Annotated in this window: 16 protein-coding genes and 1 pseudogene; 6 read left to right on the top strand and 11 right to left on the bottom strand. The window is 67.6% G+C overall.

Going from position 1 to position 18,684, the window contains the following annotated elements:
• Positions 1–37: 37 nt before the first annotated feature.
• The 5 genes from ACP2WS_RS09945 to ACP2WS_RS09925 form a co-directional block, all read right to left on the bottom strand.
• Positions 38–2,230, bottom strand: a complete 2,193-nt coding sequence (locus ACP2WS_RS09945; RefSeq protein ID WP_426460668.1) for a methyl-accepting chemotaxis protein — start codon at positions 2,228–2,230, stop codon at positions 38–40.
• 30 nt (positions 2,231–2,260) lie between these two features.
• The gene (locus tag ACP2WS_RS09940) at positions 2,261–2,833 is read right to left on the bottom strand and encodes a chemotaxis protein CheW (protein ID WP_426460667.1); all 573 of its coding nucleotides are present in this window, start codon (positions 2,831–2,833) and stop codon (positions 2,261–2,263) included.
• Between the two features lie 67 nt (positions 2,834–2,900).
• Positions 2,901–3,266 carry a response regulator gene (locus tag ACP2WS_RS09935; protein ID WP_426460666.1) on the bottom strand — a complete coding sequence of 122 codons (366 nt, stop codon included), beginning with the start codon at positions 3,264–3,266 and terminating at the stop codon, positions 2,901–2,903.
• 25 nt (positions 3,267–3,291) lie between these two features.
• Positions 3,292–3,648, bottom strand: a complete 357-nt coding sequence (locus tag ACP2WS_RS09930) for a response regulator (protein WP_374493402.1) — start codon at positions 3,646–3,648, stop codon at positions 3,292–3,294.
• Positions 3,649–3,712: 64 nt separating this feature from the next.
• The gene (locus ACP2WS_RS09925) at positions 3,713–3,865 is read right to left on the bottom strand and encodes a rubredoxin (RefSeq protein ID WP_374493489.1); all 153 of its coding nucleotides are present in this window, start codon (positions 3,863–3,865) and stop codon (positions 3,713–3,715) included.
• A 391-nt stretch (positions 3,866–4,256) separates the two neighbouring features.
• Here ACP2WS_RS09925 and hemL point away from each other — a divergent pair, with 391 nt between their 5' ends.
• From hemL to ACP2WS_RS09905, 4 genes are all read left to right on the top strand, one after another.
• The gene (gene hemL / locus ACP2WS_RS09920; protein WP_374493400.1) at positions 4,257–5,564 is read left to right on the top strand and encodes a glutamate-1-semialdehyde 2,1-aminomutase; all 1,308 of its coding nucleotides are present in this window, start codon (positions 4,257–4,259) and stop codon (positions 5,562–5,564) included.
• 181 nt (positions 5,565–5,745) lie between these two features.
• Complete coding sequence (locus ACP2WS_RS09915; protein WP_426460665.1) at positions 5,746–6,615, top strand: acyltransferase; 870 nt, start codon at positions 5,746–5,748, stop codon at positions 6,613–6,615.
• 243 nt (positions 6,616–6,858) lie between these two features.
• Positions 6,859–8,100 (top strand): MFS transporter, encoded by a 1,242-nt coding sequence (locus ACP2WS_RS09910; RefSeq protein ID WP_374493398.1) that lies wholly within the window; start codon positions 6,859–6,861, stop codon positions 8,098–8,100.
• A gap of 84 nt (positions 8,101–8,184) precedes the next feature.
• A complete protein-coding gene (locus tag ACP2WS_RS09905) occupies positions 8,185–9,543 on the top strand; it encodes an NnrS family protein (protein ID WP_426460663.1) in 1,359 nt (452 codons plus the stop codon).
• 45 nt (positions 9,544–9,588) lie between these two features.
• Here ACP2WS_RS09905 and ACP2WS_RS09900 read toward each other — a convergent pair whose 3' ends face one another.
• From ACP2WS_RS09900 to ACP2WS_RS09875, 6 genes are all read right to left on the bottom strand, one after another.
• Positions 9,589–10,098, bottom strand: coding sequence for an NUDIX hydrolase (locus tag ACP2WS_RS09900; RefSeq protein ID WP_374493394.1), 510 nt, complete (start codon positions 10,096–10,098; stop codon positions 9,589–9,591).
• Between the two features lie 118 nt (positions 10,099–10,216).
• The gene (locus ACP2WS_RS09895) at positions 10,217–11,977 is read right to left on the bottom strand and encodes an acetyl/propionyl/methylcrotonyl-CoA carboxylase subunit alpha (protein WP_426460661.1); all 1,761 of its coding nucleotides are present in this window, start codon (positions 11,975–11,977) and stop codon (positions 10,217–10,219) included.
• A 70-nt stretch (positions 11,978–12,047) separates the two neighbouring features.
• A complete protein-coding gene (locus ACP2WS_RS09890; RefSeq protein WP_426460659.1) occupies positions 12,048–13,718 on the bottom strand; it encodes a 5-oxoprolinase subunit B/C family protein in 1,671 nt (556 codons plus the stop codon).
• Positions 13,719–13,779: 61 nt separating this feature from the next.
• The gene (locus tag ACP2WS_RS09885) at positions 13,780–14,601 is read right to left on the bottom strand and encodes a putative hydro-lyase (protein ID WP_426460658.1); all 822 of its coding nucleotides are present in this window, start codon (positions 14,599–14,601) and stop codon (positions 13,780–13,782) included.
• A gap of 11 nt (positions 14,602–14,612) precedes the next feature.
• On the bottom strand, positions 14,613–15,449 hold the full coding sequence (locus ACP2WS_RS09880; protein WP_426460657.1) for a LamB/YcsF family protein: 837 nt from the start codon (positions 15,447–15,449) through the stop codon (positions 14,613–14,615).
• Between the two features lie 14 nt (positions 15,450–15,463).
• The gene (locus tag ACP2WS_RS09875; protein WP_426460655.1) at positions 15,464–16,711 is read right to left on the bottom strand and encodes an NRAMP family divalent metal transporter; all 1,248 of its coding nucleotides are present in this window, start codon (positions 16,709–16,711) and stop codon (positions 15,464–15,466) included.
• 349 nt (positions 16,712–17,060) lie between these two features.
• Between ACP2WS_RS09875 and ACP2WS_RS09870 the strand changes: the two are divergent.
• Together ACP2WS_RS09870 and ACP2WS_RS09865 are read left to right on the top strand one after the other, a co-directional pair.
• A pseudogene (locus tag ACP2WS_RS09870) lies at positions 17,061–17,705 on the top strand (GntR family transcriptional regulator); the annotation flags it as partial.
• 206 nt (positions 17,706–17,911) lie between these two features.
• Positions 17,912–18,562: a LysE family translocator gene (locus ACP2WS_RS09865; protein ID WP_374493384.1), complete on the top strand. Its 651-nt coding sequence runs from the start codon at positions 17,912–17,914 to the stop codon at positions 18,560–18,562.
• Positions 18,563–18,684 lie beyond the last annotated feature (122 nt).

Below are 18,684 nucleotides of genomic sequence, written 5' to 3'. Positions count from 1 at the left end.
GTACTCAACAATGCCTTGCTCAGGACGCAAGCGCCCGTCAGCTGATCTTGAAACGTGCCACCGAGGTGCGCAGGGCCTGCGCCACCTTGGAGAGTTCGCGTACTTGCTGCACGGTGGTGCGGGTGCCTTCGCCGGCCTGTTCGGTCACGGCAAAAATCTGCTGGATGTTGTCGGCCAGACCGTTGGCGGACTGCGCCTCCTGGTTGGTGGTGGAGGAAATCTGGGCAATCAGCTCGGTGAGCTCGCGCGACACCCGGTCGATCTCGGTCAGGGCCTGACCGGCGTTGTCGGACAGCTGGGCCCCCTGCACCACACCCTGCGTGGAGCGCTCCATGGCCGCCACGGCATCGTGCGTGTCGGTCTGAATCGCCTTCACGAGCGCCGCAATCTGGCGCGTGGCTTCTGCAGAACGTTCGGCCAGACGCTGCACTTCTTCTGCCACCACCGAGAAGCCGCGACCGGCTTCACCGGCAGACGCTGCCTGAATGGCGGCGTTCAGGGCCAGCACGTTGGTCTGCTCGGTAATGTCCGAAATCAGCTCGGTGATTTCTCCGATCTCCTGGGACGATTCGCCCAGCCGCTTGATGCGCTTGGAGGTTTCCTGGATCTGGTCACGGAGCATGTTCATGCTGCCGATGGTGTTCTGCACCGCATGCAGGCCCTGTTCGGCGGCCTCGCGGGACTTGACGGCCACGCTGGCGGTTTCCTGCGCCTGCGACGATACGCGGGTGATGCGGCCGGCCATGTCGAGCACGGCCTGTCCGGTGTTGCGGATCTCGACGAGCTGTTCGGTGGAGGCTTCGAGCAGCTTGTTGGACGTGCCTTCCACGTCGTCGGTGGTCTGCGCCACCTGGTCGGCCGACACCTGCACGTTCCCTACCAGGGCCCGCAGTTCTTCCACCGTCACGTTCACCGAGTCGGCGATCGATCCCGTGATGTCCTCGGTTACGGTGGCTTCCTGGGTCAAGTCCCCTTCGGCCACGTTCTGCAGTTCGTTCATCAGCCGGAGAATGGCGCTCTGGTTGGCGGCGTTTTCTTCTTCGGCCTGTTGCTGGCGGCGGCGGCTTTCGGCCAGCTGCACATAGGCCAGACCGGCAGCGAATGCCATGGCCAGCAGGGCGGCCAGCGCCATGACCACATACACCAGCCAGCTCACGCCAGCGGAATTGCGCAGCCCGTCGGAGAGCTGGCGTGCAGGCCCCTGGACCGTATTGAGGGTGGTGGCAATATGCGTCTGTGCCTGACGGGCCGTGATCACGCCGGGCATGTTCTTGATCACTTCGTCGAGCTTGCCGCGCAGCGACTGATAGGTCTTCTGCAGCTGCTGGAGAATCTGCTGGTTCTCGCCCTGCAGCGGCTGGAGCCCGGCTGCAGCGTTGTTGCCCGCAAAGCCGGCCAGATAATCGTCGAAGGCGTTCAGATCCTGCCCCATGGCGAACACGCTGTCAGGCGAGATGCCGGAGGGCGTCATGAACTCGCGCAGCGATTTCTCGATGCGCTGCACGCGCATGGCCATGTCGCCCACGGCGGCGGCATTGGCGGCAGGCGCCTGCTGCTGGACCAGATTGGCGCGCAGCTTGTCGGAGAGCTCGGCGATCTCGGCCACGTCGGTATGGATCGGGGTCAGCGTCTTGCCCAGGCTCACCAGAGCGGGTTTCTGCTTGCCGATGGTGGCCACGTCCTTCTCGACGCTGTCCTCGCCCTTTTCGATGGCTTCGACCATGGGACGCAGGGAGCTGTCACGCACCGCAGCGGAAGTATCGTTGCCCTCGGACAGACCCTTGGCGTTGTCCACCAGCGCCTTGTAGTTGCCCTGCAGGGAGCTGAACGCCGCTTCGTCCCCCTGAAGGGCACGGCCGGCATCGCGCGTCACCTGCTCGGACTGCAGCAGCACCTCGCCGGCCGCCGTCACCTGCTGCTTGGAAGCATGGGCGCGGTTGAAGGCGTAGATCGACAGCACGACCAGCACCACCAGCGCCGCCCCGAGCATCACCAGCAGCTTGCGCATGTGCTCGGCCGCAGGGCGGGCGCCCAGCACGGGCAGCTCCACCAGGTCCCCACTGGCCTTTTCGGCATGGTGCTGGGTATAGGCTGCCTCTACCGTGCTCGAAGGCGCATACAGGCTGGAGTCGGCAAAGGCCGATGCCTCGGCCTCCTCCGGCGGGAGGATGGGGGCAGCGCCGGGCTGGATGTCATTTTGCTGCCGGTTGAGTTCGTCGATCAGTGACATGGTGCTTGCTCTGTGAACGGAAAGAAAAAATCACGCTGCTGCCAGCGCGCCTGCGTCGGGGTGGACGGCGATGTCGAGGAATTCGGGGGTCTGAGCCAGCGCCTGGAGATTGACCTCGTGCCAGATGCATCCCTGCGGATCGGTGAACACGCTGCCGAAGTAGGCAGGTGCCGAGGAGGCCGGCGGCCCGGAACGCAGAAAGGCGTCCCGCCCCCGCAGCCCCTCCAGCGCCTCGACGCGCAGGGCCACGTTGAGCCCCAGGGCCTCGTTGAGCACCACGAGCCGGCGTGCCTGGGGCTGCTCGGGCTGTGCGCGCAGAACCGGGTCGACCGGCGCCGCATCAAGGAAGGGGGCAATGTTCACCACACCCACAATGTTGCCCCGCAGGGCCACCACGCCCAGAAACCAGGGCTTGGCATAGGCGATGGACTGGATGTCCGAGGCGGACTGGATCTCGCCGGACTGCTGCAGGGGCAGCAGCACGCGCCGTGCGCCGATGCGCACGCCGAGCCAGGACGCAGTGACGCCCTTGTCTGAGCCGGCCTTCTGCAGCATGCCGGCAATGCGGTTCTGCAGTTCCTGCAGGGCTTCCCGTCTTGCCATGTTCTTGTGCTCCCTTGTGGTTTCCCGACCGCCGGCGCAGTGACACGCACGCCAGCGGCACGGGCCGTCAGCCCAGTTCCTTGATCTTGGTGAGCAGCTCGGCCGGGTTGATCGGCTTGGTCACATAGGCGCGCGCGCCCTGGCGCATGCCCCAGACCATGTCGGTTTCCTGGTTCTTGCTGGTGCAGATGATGATGGGCACGTCGGCAAAGGCCGGGTCCTTGCTCAGCTGGCGCGTGAGCTGGAATCCGTTCTTGCCGGGCATGACCACATCCATGAGGATGAGGTCGGGCTTCTGCACCTGGAGCTGTGCCATGGCTGCATCGGCGTTGTCGGCTGTGGCGACATGCATGCCGTTCTTCTGGAGCAGGCTCACGATGAACATCTGCTCGGTGCGCGAATCGTCCACGACGAGGACATTGGAAATGGACACGGTTGATCTCCGGACTACGTGAAAATTACTGGAATGCCTGCACTGCGGCGAGCAGCTCGGCCTTGGTGAAGGGCTTGGTCAGGTACTGGTCCGAGCCCACGATGCGTCCACGTGCACGGTCGAACACGCCGTCCTTGGACGACAGCATGATGACCGGCACGGAAGAAAACTTGGGGTTGCGCTTGATGATGGCGCAGGTCTGGTAGCCATCGAGGCGCGGCATCATGATGTCGCAGAAGACGACTTCGGGATGCCAGTCGTTGATCTTGGCGAGCGCGTCGAAGCCGTCCTCGGCGAGAAGCACGTCGTGGCCTGCCTGCTTGAGAAAGATCTCTGCACTGCGGCGGATGGTGTTGCTGTCGTCTACTACCAGCACTTTCATGGTTGTTCCTCCCTGGAATCCTGTGGTGCGTGGGGATGGGCGATCGCCGAACGGAGCTCCGCGCTCAGATCAGAGCCATCTCGAAATCGGCCTTGCTGGCGCCGCACTCGGGACACAGCCAGGTGTCGGGCACGTCTTCCCAGCGCGTGCCGGGAGGAATGCCGTCGGCCGGCCATCCCTCGGCTTCGTCGTAAATCCACCCACACAGCAGACACATCCAGGTTCTGTATTCAGTCGCCACGCTTGCTCCATCGTCTTGTCGGGGTCGGGATCGAGGGCCGATGCCCCCGCCCTGTGCAGGAACGGAAACGCCAGCCTGGCCCGCACGGGCGGCATGGCGAACCATGGTTCCCGGCCGGCAGCCCCGGGAAGGGACTTTACTTCAGAAGGAACCGCATCCAGGCGCAGGTGCCGCGCGGTACACTTCCTCCCTGAGGCTTCCGTTCCCAGCATGCCACATTCTACGGGAGCCTAACTTTCAGGATTCATTCACTTTTTTTGTTTTTTGGAGCCACCCGGCCCGTCGGAAAGCACCCAGCTGCATCCGTCCCGCCGTCCTGATGCGCGCAAGACGTCGCAATGGCTCCGTTCTGCCCCATTCGACGCCCATGTCCACCCATTCCGCCTCTACCGATCTCAATGATGTGCTGTTCGAGCGCGCTCGCCGCGTGATCCCTGGCGGGGTCAACTCGCCCGTGCGCGCCTTCCGGGCCGTGGGAGGCACGCCGCGCTTCATCACCCGGGCCCAGGGCCCCTACATCTGGGATGCCGACGGTCGCCGCTACTACGACTACATCGGCTCCTGGGGGCCCATGATCCTCGGCCATGGCCATCCGGCCGTGCTGGAGGCGGTGCAGAAGGCAGCCTGCGACGGCTTTTCGTTCGGGGCACCGACCGAGCGCGAGATCGAGCTGGCCGAGGAAATCATCCGGATCATGCCGGGCATCGAGATGGTGCGCCTGGTGTCCTCCGGCACCGAAGCCGGCATGAGTGCCATTCGCCTGGCCCGGGGAGCCACGGGACGCAACAAGCTCATCAAGTTCGAAGGCTGCTACCACGGCCATGCCGATGCGCTCCTGGTGAAAGCCGGCTCCGGGCTGGCCACCTTTGGGGCGGCCACGAGCGCGGGCGTGCCCGAGGCAGTGGTGCAGGACACCGTGGTGCTGGAGTACAACAATGTGGCCCAGCTCGAAGAGGCCTTTGCCCTGTACGGCCATGAGGTGGCCTGCATCATCATGGAGCCGATCGCCGGCAACATGAACTTCGTGCGGCCCACGCAGGCCTTTGCCAATGCCTGTCGCGAGCTGACGCGCCGGCATGGCGCGCTGCTCATCATCGACGAGGTGATGACGGGATTCCGCGTGGCGCTGCATGGGGCGCAGTCGGTGCTGGGCATCGAGCCCGACATCACGGTCATGGGCAAGGTGATCGGCGGCGGCATGCCGCTGGCGGCCTTTGGCGGCAAGCGCGAGGTGATGGAGCAGATTTCCCCGCTGGGCCCGGTGTACCAGGCCGGCACGCTCTCGGGCAACCCGGTGGCCACGGCCGCAGGGCTGGCCACGCTGCGCGAGATCCAGAAACCCGGCTTCCACGAGGCACTGGGCGCCAAGACGCGTCGCCTCATGCAGGGGCTGCAGCGCGCGGCCGATGCGGCTGGCGTGCCCTTCAGTACGGACTGCGAGGGCGGGCTGTTCGGCTTCTTCCTGCTGCCGACGCTGCCGCACAACTACAGCGAGGTGATGAAGAGCGACTCAGCCGCCTTCAACCGCTTCTTTCACGGCCTGCTCGACGGAGGCGTGTATGTGGCGCCTGCCCTGTACGAGGCTGGCTTTGTGAGTGCTGCGCACACCGATGCCGACATCGACGCCTCCGTGGAGGTGGCTGCCGAGGCCTTCCGGCGCGTCGCCCAGGGCTGACACTGCCCGCCCGAGGCGTGCGGGGCAGATCCGGCGCCGCACCGAGATGGCGGAGCGGTGCCGGCTGGCGGTCGCCCATCGCGCCCACACCGGTTCGCCGCTCTTCCGTCGCGCCACGCGGATGCTCCTGCCCGCCCGCAGCCCCGGCCCTTCGGCTCTTCCTTTCCACTGCTTGCGCTTCATGTCTTCCCTCAAAAAAATCCTGTCGGCCCTAGTACTGGCCCTCAACACCCTGGTGGTGTCCTGCTGCATGGTGCCCTTTGCCCTGCTCAAGCTGCTGCTGCCCGTGCGGGCGGTGCGCATTCCGTGCGACCGGGCCCTGATGCACATCGCAGGGCTGTGGGTCGGCATCAACGGGGGCTGGTTCGAGGCCATCAACGGCACCCGCTGGCAGGTGGATGTCCCTGCCGGTCTGCGTCGCGACGGCTGGTACCTGGTGCTGAGCAACCACCAGAGCTGGGTGGACATTCTGGTGCTGCAGCAGGTGTTCAACCACCGCATTCCGTTTCTGAAGTTCTTCATCAAGCACGAGCTGATCTACGTGCCGGTGATCGGCCTGGCCTGGTGGGCACTCGACTTCCCGTTCATGAAGCGCAAGGGCGGCGCCACGGCCCAGCAGGATCTGGAGGCGGCCCGCAAGGCCTGCGCCAAGTTCCGGCTGAATCCGACTTCGCTCATCAGCTATGCCGAGGGCACGCGCTTCACCCCCGCCAAGCAGAATGAACAGCAGTCGCCCTACCGCCACCTGCTCAAGCCCAAGAGCGGCGGCGTGGGCATTGCGCTCGAGACCATGGGCGACAAGTTCACGGCCGTGCTGGACGTGACCATCGCCTACCCGGATGGCGTGCCGACCTTCGGCGACGTGATGGCGGGGCGCTTCCGCTCCGTGTCTGTGCGGGTGCATGAGCGGCTGGTGCCGCCCGAGGTGCAGGCCGCTCCGGGCGAACCGGTGCAGCGCATCGGGCTGCAGCGCTGGGTGCAGCGGCTATGGAAGGAAAAGGACGCCGAGCTCGATGCCCTGCTGCAGGCCGAGCCGCCTGCGGCCTCCTGATGCGCTGGGGCATGGCGCCCGTCTGCACACGATTTAGGCAAATGGCGCACAATAGGCGATATTGACGCTGCGCTGACAGCTCGGTTTTCGGGGTTTTCCCGAAAACATCTGCCAGACGCACACTTTCCCCTCCCCGAGAGGGGAGAGGAAATTGTTGCCGGAACAGGGCCCGTCTGCCAGGCTGGTCCTGCCCTCCTCCCCGGTGGCTGCATGCCGCAGCACCCGGGAACCACGCCCTTTGCCATGAACACCTCTTCCGCTGCCGCGCTGCCGGCCGCTGCCACGCCCGCCGCCGCCCCGGCCCCCATCCCCACGCTCGAACCCGAACGCATCCCGAGTCCGATGCTGCTGGTCACAAGCGCGCTGATCGGGGCCTTTGCCTTCCTGCATGTGTATTCGGTGCAGGCCATTCTGGCCATCCTGCTGCAGGACTTCCATGCCACGGTGGTGCAGGTCGGCAATACGGTGGGGGTGACGGTGCTGGCGGTGGCGCTCACGGCCCCGCTCATGGGCATGATCTCGGACGCGTGGGGGCGCAAGCCGCTGATCGTGGGGTCGGTGCTTTTCCTGGCTCTGCCCACCATGGCGATCTTCTGGGTGCGCGACATTCACACCATGCTGGTGCTGCGGTTTCTGCAGGGGCTGGCAGTGCCGGGGATCACGGTGGTGATCCTGGCCTACATCGGCGAGGAGTTCCGTGGCCGCAACATGGCGCGCATGGTGTCGATGTATGTGTCCGGCACGGTGCTGGGCGGATTTCTGGGCCGGTTTCTCATCGGGCACCTGTCGGAACACATGCACTGGCAGACGGCGTTCCTGTTCATGGGGCTGGTGAACCTGGCCGGCGCCGTGCTGGTGTGGCGCATTCTGCCGCCGTCACGCCATTTCGTGGCCAACCCCCGGTTTGCCGATGGGCTCCACACGCTGCGCATGCACGTGGCCAACCCGGCCGTGCTCACGGCGTGCGCGCTGGGGTTCTGCGTGCTCTTCACGCTGGTGGGCGGCTTCACCTACATCAACCTGCATCTGGCCGATGCCCCGTACATGCTGAGCTCCGGGCAGCTGGCCAACATCTTCGCGGTGTACCTGCTGGGGGTGGTGGTCACTCCGGTGACGAGCCGGCTGCTGCCGCGATTCGGCTTCCGCACCACCATTCTGCTGGCCATGGGCATGTCGCTCGCGGGGCTGTGCCTGACGCTGCTGCCCTTCACGCCCGGCATCATCGTGGCGCTCGCGATCATGTCCACCGGCATCTTCATCACGCAGTCGTCGACCATCAGCTTCATCGCCCATCGGGTGAGCGAAGGACGCTCGCTGGCTTCGGGGCTGTACTACATGGCCTACTACTGCGGCGGATTCACCGGAGCCTGGCTGTGCGGCATCGCCTACACCCATGGCCGCTGGCATGGCACCGTGGCGCTGCTGTGCGCGGTGGTGTGCACGGCCCTGCTGATCGTGCGCCGCTGGATGCCGACCAAGGTGTAACGGGACGCCGGGGATCGCCCCGGAGTTTCCTTTCCTTGCCTCCTGTCAAACGCCGCTGTGGAGGCTGTCGCCCACAATGCGGTCATGAGCAGTCCTGTCCCTCCTCTCCGTCCGACCATTTCCGTTCAGCTTGGTGCCCGCGCACCTGCCGACAAGGAGGCTGCCGCACGCCGCAAGGCGGAGCTGGCCGCTGTTGCCGATGCGGCTCCCTGGCGCGCAAGCTGGCTTCTGCATGCGCCGCATCGGCTGGGGTTCTTCCTGGCGTCCTGCGTCCTGGTGCTCGCGAGCCTGTGGTGGGCGCTGGTGCAGGTGGACCGCGCGACGGGAGCCCTGCACCTCGCGGGGGGGCTGCCGCAGATCATCGTCCACGGCACGGTGATGGTGCTGGGATTCATGCCGCTGTATTTTGCGGGGTTTCTGTTCACGGCAGGTCCCAAGTGGCTGCATGTGGACGCGCCGACGGCCACGGACATCCGCACTCCACTCCTGCTGCAGGCCGTGGGCTGGGCCCTGTGGCTGACAGCCGGGGTGACTGCGCAGGGCCGCGGGCTCGCGCTGGGAGGCGGCGCGCTGGCGCTGGGTGGACTGCTGGGCATGGTGGATCACTTCTGGAAGCTGGTGCGAGCCAGCACGCTGCCTGACCGTCTGCATGCCAGGACGGTGGGCGTGGCTGGCGTGGTGGGCTGCATCAGCCTCGCCGGCGTGCTGGTGTGCGTGGCGCTGGAGCGCTATGACCTGGCACGGCTGTGGGTACTGACGGCGCTATGGGGATTCATCGTGCCGGTCTTCGTGGCCGTGGCGCATCGCATGATTCCGTTCTTCACTTCCAACGCGGTGCCGCTGGTACAGGTGTGGCGTCCGTTCTGGGTGCTGGGCCTGATGCTGGGTGCCAGCGTGTTCGAGGTGCTGGCAGTGTGGATCGAGGGGCTTGCTGCTCCGGGAACGGGCTGGCTGCTGCTGCGGGGGCTGGTCGAGCTGGGGGTGGCCGGCATGCTGCTGTGGCTGGCCGTGGTATGGGGACTGGTGCAGAGCCTGCGCGTGCGTCTGCTGGCGATGCTGCACATCGGGTTCGTGTGGCTGGGTGTGGCCTATGCCCTGAGCGCGGTGGCGCAGTTTGTGGCCGTCTATCTGGGGAGCCCGGTGTTTGGCTGGGGGGGGCTGCATGCGCTGACCATGGGCTGCATCGGATCGCTGATCCTGGCGATGGTGACCCGCGTTTCCTGCGGGCACAGTGGACGTGCTCTGGTGGCCGATGAGGTGGTGTGGACCCTGTTCTGGCTGCTGCAGGCTGCCGTGGTGCTGCGCCTGATCGGCGCACTTCCGGGAGCGTCGGCGTGGTGGATCACGGCTGCAGCCCTGCTGTGGTTCGGGCTGCTGACGGCCTGGAGCTGGCGCTATGCCCGCTGGTATGGCAAGCCGCGAGCCGACGGCAAGGAAGGGTAATGGGGCCTGTGCAGCCGCCGGCCCATGCCGGCGATGCTGCGTGCCTCAGCGCTCGCTGAGGGCGGCCGGGGAGAAGATGCTGGCGTCGGCGTAGATGGTGTCGAGCGGGAAGCGGTGGCCGGCGAGGTAGTCGTCGAGCGAGCGCAGGACCATGGGGCTGCGGTGGCGGGCGACACTGGCGCGGATCTCGTCGGGCGTGAGCCAGAGGGTGCGCTCGATGGGTTCGTCGAGGGCGCGTTCGGGATGGAAGGCGCCGAGCGTGCCGCAGAAGGTGAACCGTAGGAAGGTCAGGTCGCGGTCGACACCCTTGCGAGGGTCATGCCCCTGATAGCGCGAGAGGTACACCCCCACCAGCGCCGTGGGAGTGAAGTCGTAGGCGGTTTCTTCGAGCACTTCGCGCACGACGGCCTGGGTGAGCGATTCGCCCTGATCCAGATGGCCGGCCGGGGTGTTGAGCACCAGGCCGCGCGATTGGCGTTCCTCGACGAGCAGATAGCGTCCATCGCGTTCCAGAATGCCGGCAACGGTGACGCGGGGGGTCCAGCGGGTTTCCATAACTTTTCATCATAGCCCGTAAACCCATACCTGCAGCCGGTGCTGCATGCGCCCACCGGGCCGGGCTGTGGCGCATTCGCCGCACTCGGCCCCTCCGCTCCCTGCGAGGGCAGGGCTTTCAGACGGGCTCGATGTGTGCGAGGCACTCTCCGGCCTGGCAGGTCTGGCCGGGAGCCGCCACATGCCGTAGCCGGCCGGCGCAGGGGGCTGTGAGCGCAACCTCCATTTTCATGGCCTCCATGACGGCCACGCTGTCGCCGGCGGCCACCGGAGCGCCGTCCTCCACCTTCCAGACCTGGAGCAGGCCGGTCATGGGAGCGGTCAGGTCGCTCAAGGCTGGTTCAGACGCCACAGACGAGGGCATGGCGCCTGCGGACGCCGGGGCACCTGCCGCTCCAGCAGCCTGCCAGGCCTGCAGGAGCGCGGCTGGCAGCCCCAGGGTGACACGCCGGCCGTCGAGCTCGATGGCAGTGCGCCACAGCGGCGCGGCATCGCCTGCCAGGACGATGCGCTGGGCAGCAGCGAGCGGGGTGGCGAAGTCGGTCTCGATCCAGCGGGTGTGCACGCCAAAGGCATGGCCGTGCTCGGCGGTGAAGTCGGGAGCCTCCAGCACGGCACGGTGGAAGGGCAGCACGGTGGGGATGCCCTCGATCCGGAATTCGGCCAGGGCCCGACGGGCACGCGCCAGCGCCTGCGCGCGGGTGGCACCGGTGACGACCAGCTTGGCCATCATGGAGTCGAACACGGGCGGGATGGAAGATCCGCTCTCCACTCCCGTATCGAGCCGCACACCCGGCCCGGAGGGCGGGGCAAAGCACGTGATGGGGCCGGGCGTGGGCAGGAAGCCGCGTCCTGGGTCTTCGGCGTTGATGCGGAACTCGATGGCATGGCCGCGCGGCTCGGGGGTGGCGGTGATGGACAGCGGCAGGCCGTCGGCAATGCGCAGCTGCTCGATGACGAGGTCGATGCCGGAGGTTTCCTCGGTGACGGGATGCTCGACCTGGAGACGGGTGTTCACCTCCAGGAACGACAGGGCCCCGCTGGTGGCCAGCAGGAATTCGACCGTGCCGGCACCCACATAGCCCGCCGCCGCGCAGATGGCCTGCGCAGCCTCGTGGATACGATGGCGCTGTGCGTCAGTGAGGAAGGGGGCCGGAGCCTCCTCGACGAGCTTCTGGTTGCGGCGCTGGAGCGAGCAGTCGCGCGTGCCCACGACCACCACATGGCCGTGGGTGTCGGCCAGGATCTGGGCTTCGACGTGCCTCGGGTGGTCGAGGAACTGCTCGACATAGCATTCCCCGCGCCCGAAGGCCACGGTCGCCTCGCGCACGGCCGAGGCGTACAGGTCGGCCACCTCGTCCATCTGCCAGGCCACCTTCATGCCGCGCCCGCCCCCTCCGAAGGCCGCCTTGATGGCGATGGGCAGTCCGTGCGTGGCCGCAAAGGCGAGCACTTCTTCCGCGCCACCGACAGGGCCTGGCGTGCCAGCCACCAGGGGAGCGCCCACCTCCTGCGCGAGCGCGCGGGCCTGTACCTTGTCTCCCAGACGGGCGATGGCCTGCGGCGACGGGCCGATCCAGGTCAGACCGGCATCGCACACGGCCTGGGCGAAGGCGGCGTTCTCGGACAGAAAGCCATAGCCCGGATGCACGGCGTCCGCCCCGCTGGCGCGCGCCACCTCGATCAGCCTGGCCATGTCGAGGTAGGTATCGGCCGGGCGGGTGCCCTGCAGGGCCCAGGCCTCGTCGGCCATGCGCACGTGCAGGGCATCGTGGTCGGGGTCGGCATAGACGGCAACGGAGCGCACGCCGTAGTCGGCGCAGGCCCGGATGATGCGGACGGCAATTTCTCCGCGGTTGGCAATCAGGACTTTTTTCATGGCGGTGCAGTGAACGGAAAGGGGGAAGACGGAAAGGCGCGATGGGACAGATACGGGTGGCAGGCCCGCCCTACTCGACCACCAAGGCCGACAGGGGACAGAAGCGGATGCGCGCACCGACGGGAATCTGTCCCGCCAGATCGAGGTGGTGGGGCGCCACGCAGGCGATGACCGGGTAGCCGCCGGTGAGCGGGTGATCCGCGAGGAACAGCACGGGCTGCCCACTGGGCGGAACCTGGATGGCGCCAGTGGGGGTGCCCTCGCTGGGCAGCTCGCCCGTGCAGGCACGCACGAGCGGCTCCTCTCCCGCGAGGCGCAGGCCTACGCGGTTGGATTGGGGCGTGACGGTCCACTCGCTCGATGCCAGTCGGGCCACGGCCTCGGGGGTGAACCAGTCGGTACGCGGGCCGAGCAGCACGTCGAGCACGACACAGTCCTGCGCGGTGGGCAGCACAGGGGGCGCGGAATCGGGGTCGCCCACCACCTGACCGGGCCGTGGCGGCATCACGGCCAGCAGGTCGCCGGCAGCCACCGGCGCAGGGCCCAGCCGGGCGAGCGTATCGGTGGCACAGCTCCCCAGCACGGGTGCCACGGCAAAGCCCCCGCGCACGGCCACATAGCAGCGCACGCCGGCCGTGGGCAGGCCCAGCGTCAGGGTGTCTCCGGCTGCCAGCGCCACAGGGGCATCCGGCTGGGCATGCCAGCGGGTGCCGTCTGCAGCCGTGAGGGCGAGGGGCACGCGCGCGCCGGTCACGGCCACCACGCTGTCGCCCCGGCTGCGCAGCTGCAGCCCGCAGGCCAGGGTTTCGAGCACGGGCAGATGCACCGGGTTGCCCACGAGCCGGTTGGCCTGCCGGAAGGCGCCCTGGTCGAGCGCGCCCGAAGCGGATACCCCCATGCCGGCCAGTCCGGGACGGCCCCCGTCCTGGAACAGGGTCTGCAGGCCCGCCTGGCACACCTCGAAGCCGGCAGCAGCCGTCGCGGAGGCTGGGGCTGCAGCCGGAGCGCGGGCTTCGGCCACGGACCTGGCCTGAGGCAGGGTGGGCACGGCCGACAGCGGTGACGCAGCCTGCGTGACCTGGACAGCCGCCGCCCTGGGGATGCTGCGGGCGCTGCCGGTGCCGGCTGCGTCCATGTCGACAAAGCGCACCCGCTGGCCCGGCTGCAACAGCGCGGGCGGCTGGCGCGACAGATCCCACATGGCCAGCGGCGTGGTGCCGATGATCTGCCAGCCTCCCGGACTGGCCTGCGGATACACCCCGCTGAACACGCCCGCCAGCCCCACGGCACCGGCCGGAATGCGGGTGCGCGGGGTCTTGCGGCGGGGCACGTCGAGCAGCGGATCGCCCCCGGCCAGATAGGCGAACCCGGGCGCGAAGCCCGTGAACGCCACCGTGTAGATGCTGCCCGCATGGCGGCGCACCACGTCGGCGGGCGTGAGGTGCAGGTAGTCGGCCACCTCGGCCAGATCCTCGCCGTCGTAATGCACCGGAATCTCGACGAGCTCTCCCTCTGCCGCGCGCGCCACCGCCCCGCCCTGCCGGGCACGCAGGAGCTCGATCAGCCGGGCACGGGAACACACCTCGGGCCGGAAGCGCACGAGCAGCGTGCGCGCGGCAGGCACCAGCTCCTCGATCCCGTCGACAGGGTCACTGCGCAGCGCATCCAGAAGCGCCAGCACGTGCGGCAGGTCATCGAGCTCGACAAGCACGACATGGGGTTGTACAGGCAGAAAACGCAACGCAACACTCCTGATGGAAACACGGATACGGGCGCAGGGCCCCGGCTGGACCTGGACGGGCTCAGACGTGATAGGCCCCATCGGGCACATCGGTGATGAACATGTAGCCCGGCGCATGGGTCACGGCAAAGGGCACGCCCGATGCCATCACCGCCGCCTGGGGCGTGACCCCGCAGGCCCAGAAGACCGGCACCTCGCCCGGCTCGATGCGCACCGCATCGCCGAAATCGGGCCGCGACAGATCGCGGATGCCCAGCGCCGCCGGATCGCCCACATGCACGGGGGCTCCGTGCACCGAGGGAAAGCGCCCCGAGATCATCACGGCCTCGGCCACGCGCGCGGCAGGAATCGGCCGCATCGACACCACCATCTCCCCATGCAGCCGCCCGGCGGGACGACAGGCACGCGAGGTGCGGTACATGGGCACGTTGACCCCGTCGGTGATGTGCCGCACCTCGATGCCCGCCTCCTGCAACGGCGTCTCGAAGGTGAAGCTGCAGCCGATGAGAAAAGTCACCAGATCGGGATGCTCGGCCCACAGTGCGGTCGCATCGCCCACCTCGGCTTCGAGGCGGCCGTGGCGCCACACCCGGTACAGCGGAATGTCGGTGCGCAGATCGGCGCCCTCGGCCAGCACCGTGTGGTGGGCTCCGGCCTCGATCACGTCCAGCACCGGACAGGGCTTGGGATTGCGCTGGGCGTAGAGCAGAAAGTCCCACGCCCAGTCTCGCGGCAAGGCGATCATGTTGGCCTGGGTCATGCCGGGTGCCACCCCAGCCGTGGGAGCGACCTTGCCAGCCCGGTAAGCCGCACGCGCGGCACGGCCTGCAGCCAGGGCGGCAGGAGAGGCGGGGTAGAACTCCCCGGTGGAAGCCTGTGTCATGGGAATCCTCCTCAGTCGGTGGTGGAACAGGTGCACGCACATCCGCAGGCCGCGCCCGAACCGGCACGCTGACCCTGCAACTCGCTGCGGGCCGTGAAGGCGCGCAGCGTCACCCCGTCGCGGGTCAGCGCCTCACGCACGGCACGCGCCATCTGGACCGCACCGGGACTGTCGCCATGCACGCAGATCGAATCGGCCTCGACGCGGGTGACGCGGCCGTCGATGGCCTCCACCACCCCCTCGCGCACCAGACGCACCATGCGGCGCGCCACGGCCTGCGCATCGTGCAGCACCGCCCCCGGCTCCCGGCGCGATACCAGGGTACCCTGCGCCGTATAGGCCCGGTCGGCAAACGCCTCGGCCACCACGGTCAGCCCCTCGGCGCGTGCCCAGCCCACCAGCGCAGATCCCGCCAGTGCCACGAGCACCAGCGACGGATCGGCTGCCCGAATCGCCGCGATCACGTCCCGTGCCTGCCGCTCGTCGTGTGCAATGGTGTTGTAGAGCGCCCCGTGCGGCTTGACGTAGCGCACCGTCGTGCCTGCGGCACGGGCGAGCCCCTGCAACGCCCCGATCTGGTAGATCACGTCGGCCACCAGATCGGCACTGGCCACGTCCATATTGCGCCGCCCGAACCCCGCCAGATCGCGGTAGCCGACATGCGCCCCCACCGCCACCCCGCGTGCCGCCGCCGCACGCAGCGTGGCCAGAATGCCCGCCGCATCGCCGGCATGGAAGCCACAGGCCACATTGGCACTGGTGACGATGTCGAGCATCGCGGCATCATCTCCCATCTTCCAGGCGCCCAGGCTCTCGCCCAGGTCGCTGTTCAGATCGATCACGGTCATCTCGCTCTCCTCGCTCACATCGACAGGAACCGGAAAATCGGGCCGATGGACTGCAGTGCCATCCACCAGGTCAGCACGCAGGCCAGCGTGCCCAGCGCCAGCAGCGCACGCGAATACGGATAGCCCCCCATCAGGTCACGCCGCATCCACCCCACATACATGAACAGGGTCAGCCCGAGCGGCAGAATCAGCCCGTTGAAGCCGCCTGCGAACACCAGCAGCGCAGCCGGTGCCGTGCCGAGCAGCAGGAACACCGCAAGCGACACCACGATGAACACCACCGTGGCCCGGTTGCGCGCCGGCTCGGTCAGCCCCGGACGGAACACCGTCACGAAGGAAATCGACGTATAGGCCGCCCCGATCACGCTCGTGAGCGCCGCCGCCCACAGAATGACGCCGAACACCCGCAACCCCATCTGCCCGGCGGCCGCCTGGAACGCCTGGGCCGCCGGATTGGCACTCTTGCCCGAGATGTCGATCACCACGCCGCTGGCCACCACACCCAGCACGGCCAGAAAGAGCACATAGCGCATCACGCCCGTCACGATCACGCCGTTGAGCGCCCCGCGCGTCACGGCAGGCAGGTTGTCCACCCCAGTCACCCCCGTATCGAGCAGCCGGTGCGCCCCCGCGTAGGTGATGTAGCCCCCCACCGTGCCACCGACGATGGTGGTGATGGTGGCGAAATTGATCCGGTCGGGCCACATGGTCTGGCGCAGCGCCTCCCCGAGCGGCGGATGGGACGCAAACGCCACGAACACCGTCAGCCCGATCATCACGATGCCCAGCACCACGATCAGCCGGTCCACCGCACGGCCGGCCCGCTTGGACAGAAACAGCCCGATGGCGATCACCGCACTCAGCAGCCCGCCCCACTTGATGTCGAGCCCCATCATGGCGTTGAGCCCCAGGGCCGCCCCCGCAATGTTGCCCACGTTGAACACCAGCCCCCCGAAGATCACCAGCACGGCCAGCACATAGCCGCTGCCGGGAATGGCCGCATTGGCCAGATCCGAGGCCCGCATGCCCGTGAGCGACACCATGCGCCACACATTGAGCTGCACGACGAAGTCGATCAGCACCGACGCCAGAATGCCGAAGGCGAAGGCCGCCCCCATGGTGGCCGTGAACGTCGCCGTCTGGGTGATGAACCCCGGCCCGATGGCCGATGTGGCCATCAGAAAGATGGCGGCCACAAGCGACGAACGCCGCGCCTTCACAAAGTCGCCGGACGGTGCCGGCATGTGCTGTGCTTCACTCATGAAACTCTCCCGTAAAGATGGAATGGCCCGCATCTCCATGCAAAAGCCGTGCCAGCGTTGAGCAATGCATATCGTCACATCACTCATAAGACACATATTGTTCAACAAAATGACGTTGAATTTTCATCAGGAGATTCACCAATGTGGGGCACATTCGGATCCTCGGTGGTTCTTTGCGCCTCATGCCGGGGCATGCAGGTGGCGTTTCATGCACCGCAAAGCGGCCTCCGCCGCACCGGCCGGGCCCCTGGCACCACTGCGCCTGCAGCCCGATGCCGCTACACTGGGAGCCCTGGCCCACCCACTGCGTCCCGCTCGCGGTGGTGTGCACCACGCCACCCCGACCGCCATGACACGTACCGCCGACATCCAGAACCTGGCCCATCGCACGGCCGAAGACATCCGGCAGAAGCTGTTGGCCGGAGCCTGCGCGCCGGGCCAGCGCCTGTCGGAAGCCGCCATGGCCGAGCTCCTCGGCATCTCGCGCAACACCCTGCGCGAGGCTTTCCGCATCCTCACGCAGGAAGGCCTGCTGTGCCACGAGCCCAACCGCGGTGTGTCGGTCACGGTGCCCACGCTCGCCGCCATCATCGACATCTACCGCGTGCGCCGCATGCTCGAATGCCAGGCGCTGGCACAGGCCCACCCCTGGCATCCGGCCCGCCAGCAGCTGGAAGCCGCCATTGCCGACGCGCTGCGCTGCCGCGATGCGGGCGACTGGCGTGGCGTCGGCACGGCCAACATGGCCTTCCACCGCGCCATCGTCTCGCTGACCGACAGCGAACGCCTCCAGACCCTCTTCTCGCACGTGCTCACCGAGCTGCGGCTGGTGTTTGGCATGCTGCAGAACCCCGAATTCCTGCACGCCCCCTACATCGACATGAACCGGCACATCCTGAGCCTGTTCATCGCCGGCCAGCACGACGAAGCCGCCCAGGCCATGGAAGCCTATCTCGTCCATTCCGAGCGCGGCGTACTCGCCGAATACGCCCGCATGCCCCAGCCGGCTGCAGCCGGCACGGCCGCCGACGCGCCCGACACCTCCCTCAGCCCCCCCACCGCACCCCGGACTGCTGCCCCCAGTGCCCGCAAGCCGCTGGTCTAGGGGGCCCGGCCGTTCCGCTCTGCACGCACGGCCCCGTCCGTGGCTTCCTCCATTTTCATTTCCCTGTCCCTGCCTTTTCACCGCATCGTTCCGCCATGTCCCTGCACGAATACCTGCTCTTTCTCCCGGCCTGCTTTGCCCTCAACTTGGCCTTCGGGCCCAACAACCTGCTGTCGGTGCTCAACGGCACCCGCCACGGCGTGCGCGTGGCCGTCACCGCCGGACTGGGCCGCATCGTGGCCTTCGCCATCATGATCGCCATCTCCGGCGTGGGCATGGGCGCGCTGCTGCTGGCCTCCGAGGTGGGCTTTGCCATCGTCAAGTTCTGCGGGGCTGCCTACCTGATCTGGATGGGCATCCGCATCCTGCGCGCCCATGTGCCGGCCGACGGCATCGCCGACCTCGCCGCCGACACAGCCGGACAGGACCACGGCCCCCACCTCGGCGTGCTCGCCCGACAGGAATTCACCACCGCCATCAGCAACCCCAAGGCCATCCTCATCTTCACCGCCTTCCTGCCCCAGTTCGTGGTGCCCGAGCACTACGCCGTGAGCTACACCGAAGTCGGCGCCACCTTCCTGCTGCTGGAAATCGTCACCGTCGGCATCTACGGTGGCGTGGGACGCTACATGGCCCACATGGCCAACCGCGGCCGCATGATGCAGTGGCTCAACCGCGCCAGCGGCACCATGATGATCGCCTTCGGCATCCTCCTCGCCCTGGTGCGTCGCCCCCAGGCGGCGTGAGCGTGCCGCTCCCACCCCCTGCCTCCCGCCGCCTTCTGCGTGGGTGCAGGATGACCCGGCATATATGCCATTAAGAACTACCGTGTAGTACCATCGATCGCATCATTCACCCCTGACCTGCG

Origin of the sequence: Brachymonas moutaii (nom. illeg.) (genome assembly GCF_049977365.1) — a bacterium.
Taxonomy (GTDB): Bacteria; Pseudomonadota; Gammaproteobacteria; order Burkholderiales; family Burkholderiaceae_C; genus Brachymonas.
Note: the sequence above shows the minus strand (reverse complement) of the source record. Positions and strands in the feature narration are given on the sequence as shown.